General features: G+C 57.3%; 5 protein-coding genes and 1 pseudogene. 2 read left to right on the forward strand and 4 right to left on the reverse strand.

Features of this window, described 5'->3' with window-relative positions; all coding sequences use genetic code 11:
• Window positions 1-390, forward strand: a 390-nt coding sequence (locus tag ACTG2U_RS21535; protein ID WP_439975149.1) for a hypothetical protein, incomplete at its 5' end; no start/stop codon positions are given.
• An 8-nt stretch (window positions 391-398) separates the two neighbouring features.
• On the opposite strand, the gene ACTG2U_RS21540 is transcribed toward ACTG2U_RS21535, so the two are convergent.
• Both ACTG2U_RS21540 and ACTG2U_RS21545 read right to left on the reverse strand, forming a co-directional pair.
• On the reverse strand, window positions 399-902 hold the full coding sequence (locus tag ACTG2U_RS21540; RefSeq protein ID WP_439975150.1) for a replication/maintenance protein RepL: 504 nt from the start codon (window positions 900-902) through the stop codon (window positions 399-401).
• 455 nt (window positions 903-1,357) lie between these two features.
• Window positions 1,358-1,600: a plasmid replication protein RepB gene (locus ACTG2U_RS21545; RefSeq protein ID WP_438398415.1), complete on the reverse strand. Its 243-nt coding sequence runs from the start codon at window positions 1,598-1,600 to the stop codon at window positions 1,358-1,360.
• Window positions 1,601-2,067: 467 nt separating this feature from the next.
• On the opposite strand from ACTG2U_RS21545, the gene mobV reads away from it, so the two are divergent.
• Window positions 2,068-3,078, forward strand: a complete 1,011-nt coding sequence (mobV, locus tag ACTG2U_RS21550; protein WP_438378805.1) for a MobV family relaxase — start codon at window positions 2,068-2,070, stop codon at window positions 3,076-3,078.
• A gap of 108 nt (window positions 3,079-3,186) precedes the next feature.
• On the opposite strand, the gene ACTG2U_RS21555 is transcribed toward mobV, so the two are convergent.
• Entirely contained in the window at window positions 3,187-3,711 is a 525-nt protein-coding gene (locus ACTG2U_RS21555) for a replication/maintenance protein RepL (protein WP_139408513.1), read from the reverse strand.
• Between the two features lie 467 nt (window positions 3,712-4,178).
• Window positions 4,179-4,292: pseudogene (locus ACTG2U_RS21560) on the reverse strand (plasmid replication protein RepB); the annotation flags it as partial.
• Window positions 4,293-4,321: the final 29 nt, after the last annotated feature.

Here is a 4,321-nt window from a genome sequence, read left to right on the forward strand (position 1 = left end):
GAGCAAGGCCCGGGGTTGCTGGGCAAGATCGGGTTGCGGCCGATGGTCGAGACCCCACTTGGTGTAGCGGAGCGGCTCAACGCCAAGTTTGCGAAGGCGTTCAAGGTTGTCGCCGAGAAAGCCTCTGAAAGCGATTCTCAGCGCGGGGCGGCGGTTAGGGCTAGGATGGCATTGGCCGACACCCAGAAACAGCTCCAAGCGCTTCAGGAGCCGTTTAAGGGGCTATCCAAGGATCAGGTGGCGGAGGTTCTCAAGCAAGCCGTGGCGATGCAGCAGGACAATCAGCGGAGGCAGCAGGAGCAGGATCTGGCTCGCAAGCTGGAGGCGGAGATCCGGCGGAAGTTGGGGCCACAGCAGGGGTCAAACCCGAGCCGTGGCTTTGGTCGTTAAGGCGCCCCTTACGCCGCATCAACTCGTTGTTCGCCTGAATCGGCAATCAGTCGTTCCTTCTGGACATCAACGAAGGGGATGTGGGTTAGTTTTTCTTTGGCCCGTTCGTGGAAGTCGCTGTCTTGTTCTGTCTCTGCAGCAACAACTGTAGCACTGAATATCGCGTATTTGCGCTGGTTGCGGCCAGCCTGCCAAAAGACTCGTTCATTCACGCAGTATGCCGTTGCACTACCGATCTTGACTGTCTGGATCCAGCTCTCGTCCTTGAGGACTTTGATTGCTGTTGCAACGCTCCTGCGGCTGTAACCTGTCACTTCTGTCAGGGTCGCATAGCTGCAAACGACAGCGTTGGTTGTGCGGCCCATCTTCTCAACGAAATACATCAGCACTTCGGCGGCTAGGCCGTTCTTCCGTATCAACCCTCGCCAAGCCTTGAGGTATCCCCTCGATATCTGGACAAAGTTGTAGTTCTCATCTGCCTGAGACTGCTCAGTCTCACCCTTTGCACTCATCGGTGTAATCTCCTGCACACTATGTGTCGTTGAACTGCACCCATGGTGCACCACATTGCACACCATGTGCAATATTACTTCACACAACGTGAACCCGAGTGCAATTAGCTATTGCACTCTGGAGTGCTGCCCCACTGCACTCTGGATATGAAAACCACCTTAAAAAACAACAACTTAGTGAGTGCACTATTCTATCTCTGATCGCGCGCGGGATTTTTGCACCGTTGCACCCTGGAGATCACCCTGTGGATGGGTGGACAATCGCCTTCCAGGCGAACGGCCCTCAAGGGGCATGGACAACCCTATGGACAGGGGTGGACGGGCCAAAAAGACAGCCCGCCCACTGCCCTGACCACAGGGATTGCCCACACCCACGGGCCTTTGCCCACGCCCCCCACAGGGCCAAGGGAGTAACAGGATCTCCCTTCGGGTTTGTATTAGGGGAGGGACTTGTCTCACAGGGAGGTCAAATCGACCTCGATGCGCCGGAACCCTATGGTTTTGGCAGTAGAGACAGCAGTATCGATCGTCTTGAAGACTCGCCAGCCTCCCCTCTGGCGTTCCAACACGCTGGTTTCCGCCCCCTTCCCGAACTGGACGAGGTGGAGGTGGTAGCCGGCCCCCATCAGGGTGGGCACAACCAAGGCTTTCGAGAAGCCCCCCTGATCAAACACCCACTTGGCCTTCTGCTCTTCCATATCAAAACCCCTATTTTGATTAATCAAATCCCGAAATTGATACTACCCCCTCCCGCATCAAAAACAAGGTTTTGATGTATCAAAAACAGCTTATTGATGTCCGGTTTTCAGGGGCGCAGCCCCTACAAGCCGCCCCCTGCAGTGGATAGATCCACCGGAAGGCGGGCGGCGGAACACGCCCATATGAACCCGTGGCGAGATCCCCCCCTTCCCTGCAAAACCGGCTTTTGAGGGTCTCCGGTTCTGGGGGAGGCAAACGCCACAGCGCCCCCCGATCACCCTATCTTTTGCCCCCCTTCAGGGGGAGCTATCAGGGGGTTGATCTTTCCTCCGGCACCCTGCCGGAGCGAGCGACTTTACGAAGTAAAGTCTAGTGAGTACTCTTGCCTGTCAAGAGGCCCTCCGGAGGTCGCCATGCTGTCGCCCCCCTCAAGCCTCTCCGACAGTCCACCAAGAGGGGAAGACACATGGCCGCCTTTGCCATCATGCGTTGCAAGAAACTATCGGGGATGGGCTCGGTTGCAGCCTCCCTAAAGCACTGCTTTCGGGAGCGCGACACCCCCAATGCAGACCCCGAGAGACTCCGGCACAACATGCACATGGCCGCCCGTTCCACAGACGAGGCGATGGGCAAGCTGCGGGAGAAGCTGCCGGAGAAGCGGCGCAAGGATGCGGTGCTCGCTATCGAGTACGTCCTGAGCGCGTCACCGGAGTGGTGGATCAATGCCGATTCCGGCCGGAAAGCGGACTTCTACCAGAGCTCTATGGACTGGCTGGCCGAGAAGTACGGGCGGGAAAACATCCTGGTATCGTCGATTCACCTGGACGAGAAGACCCCCCACATGTCGGCGTTCGTGGTCCCGATCACCAAAGATGGGCGGTTGAGTGCCAAGGAGTTCATCGGCAACCGCACCAAGATGAGCAACGACCAGAGCAGCTATGCCGAGGCCGTCAAGCATCTTGGACTGGTGCGGGGCATCGAGGGCAGCAAGGCGACCCACAAGCGCATCAAGGCGCATTACAACGCGCTGGGGCAGCAGATCCCCGTGCCGCCCGAGATCCGGGAGGAGGATCTCAAGCCGCAGAGCGAGCAAGGCCCGGGGTTGCTGGGCAAGATCGGGTTGCGGCCGATGGTCGAGACCCCACTTGGTGTAGCGGAGCGGCTCAACGCCAAGTTTGCGAAGGCGTTCAAGGTTGTCGCCGAGAAAGCCTCTGAAAGCGATTCTCAGCGCGGGGCGGCGGTTAGGGCTAGGATGGCATTGGCCGACACCCAGAAACAGCTCCAAGCGCTTCAGGAGCCGTTTAAGGGGCTATCCAAGGATCAGGTGGCGGAGGTTCTCAAGCAAGCCGTGGCGATGCAGCAGGACAATCAGCGGAGGCAGCAGGAGCAGGATCTGGCTCGCAAGCTGGAGGCGGAGATCCGGCGGAAGTTGGGGCCACAGCAGGGGTCAAACCCGAGCCGTGGCTTTGGTCGTTAAGGCGCCCCTTACGCCGCATCAACTCGGCTTTGGCCCATTTGCTGGACTGGCGCATATCCTCCCGCAGAGCGTCAATTTCTGCGGGGGTTAGCTCGCGGAATCTACCCATCAGTCGAGATCCAAGTCCTGTTGATCCGGTGGTGGCAGTTGTTCGCCTGAATCGGCAATCAGTCGTTCCTTCTGGACATCAACGAAGGGGATGTGGGTTAGTTTTTCTTTGGCCCGTTCGTGGAAGTCGCTGTCTTGTTCTGTCTCTGCAGCAACAACTGTAGCACTGAATATCGCGTATTTGCGCTGGTTGCGGCCAGCCTGCCAAAAGACTCGTTCATTCACGCAGTATGCCGTTGCACTACCGATCTTGACTGTCTGGATCCAGCTCTCGTCCTTGAGGACTTTGATTGCTGTTGCAACGCTCCTGCGGCTGTAACCTGTCACTTCTGTCAGGGTCGCATAGCTGCAAACGACAGCGTTGGTTGTGCGGCCCATCTTCTCAACGAAATACATCAGCACTTCGGCGGCTAGGCCGTTCTTCCGTATCAACCCTCGCCAAGCCTTGAGGTATCCCCTCGATATCTGGACAAAGTTGTAGTTCTCATCTGCCTGAGACTGCTCAGTCTCACCCTTTGCACTCATCGGTGTAATCTCCTGCACACTATGTGTCGTTGAACTGCACCCATGGTGCACCACATTGCACACCATGTGCAATATTACTTCACACAACGTGAACCCGAGTGCAATTAGCTATTGCACTCTGGAGTGCTGCCCCACTGCACTCTGGATATGAAAACCACCTTAAAAAACAACAACTTAGTGAGTGCACTATTCTATCTCTGATCGCGCGCGGGATTTTTGCACCGTTGCACCCTGGAGATCACCCTGTGGATGGGTGGACAATCGCCTTCCAGGCGAACGGCCCTCAAGGGGCATGGACAACCCTATGGACAGGGGTGGACGGGCCAAAAAGACAGCCCGCCCACTGCCCTGACCACAGGGATTGCCCACACCCACGGGCCTTTGCCCACGCCCCCCACAGGGCCAAGGGAGTAACAGGATCTCCCTTCGGGTTTGTATTAGGGGAGGGACTTGTCTCACAGGGAGGCCTTCCCGAACTGGACGAGGTGGAGGTGGTAGCCGGCCCCCATCAGGGTGGGCACAACCAAGGCTTTCGAGAAGCCCCCCTGATCAAACACCCACTTGGCCTTCTGCTCTTCCATATCAAAACCCCTATTTTGATTAATCAAAT

The sequence above is a fragment of the Aeromonas sp. 95A genome (genome assembly GCF_051919235.1).
GTDB lineage: Bacteria > Pseudomonadota > Gammaproteobacteria > Enterobacterales > Aeromonadaceae > Aeromonas > Aeromonas veronii.

Bases quoted from the DNA above. Each gene is read 5' to 3' on its own strand.
- ACTG2U_RS21555 (WP_139408513.1), bottom strand. From the start codon at position 3,711: ATGAGTGCAAAGGGTGAGACTGAGCAGTCTCAGGCAGATGAGAACTAC.
- ACTG2U_RS21540 (WP_439975150.1), bottom strand. From the start codon at position 902: ATGAGTGCAAAGGGTGAGACTGAGCAGTCTCAGGCAGATGAGAACTAC.
- mobV (WP_438378805.1), top strand. From the start codon at position 2,068: ATGGCCGCCTTTGCCATCATGCGTTGCAAGAAACTATCGGGGATGGGC.
- ACTG2U_RS21545 (WP_438398415.1), bottom strand. From the start codon at position 1,600: ATGGAAGAGCAGAAGGCCAAGTGGGTGTTTGATCAGGGGGGCTTCTCG.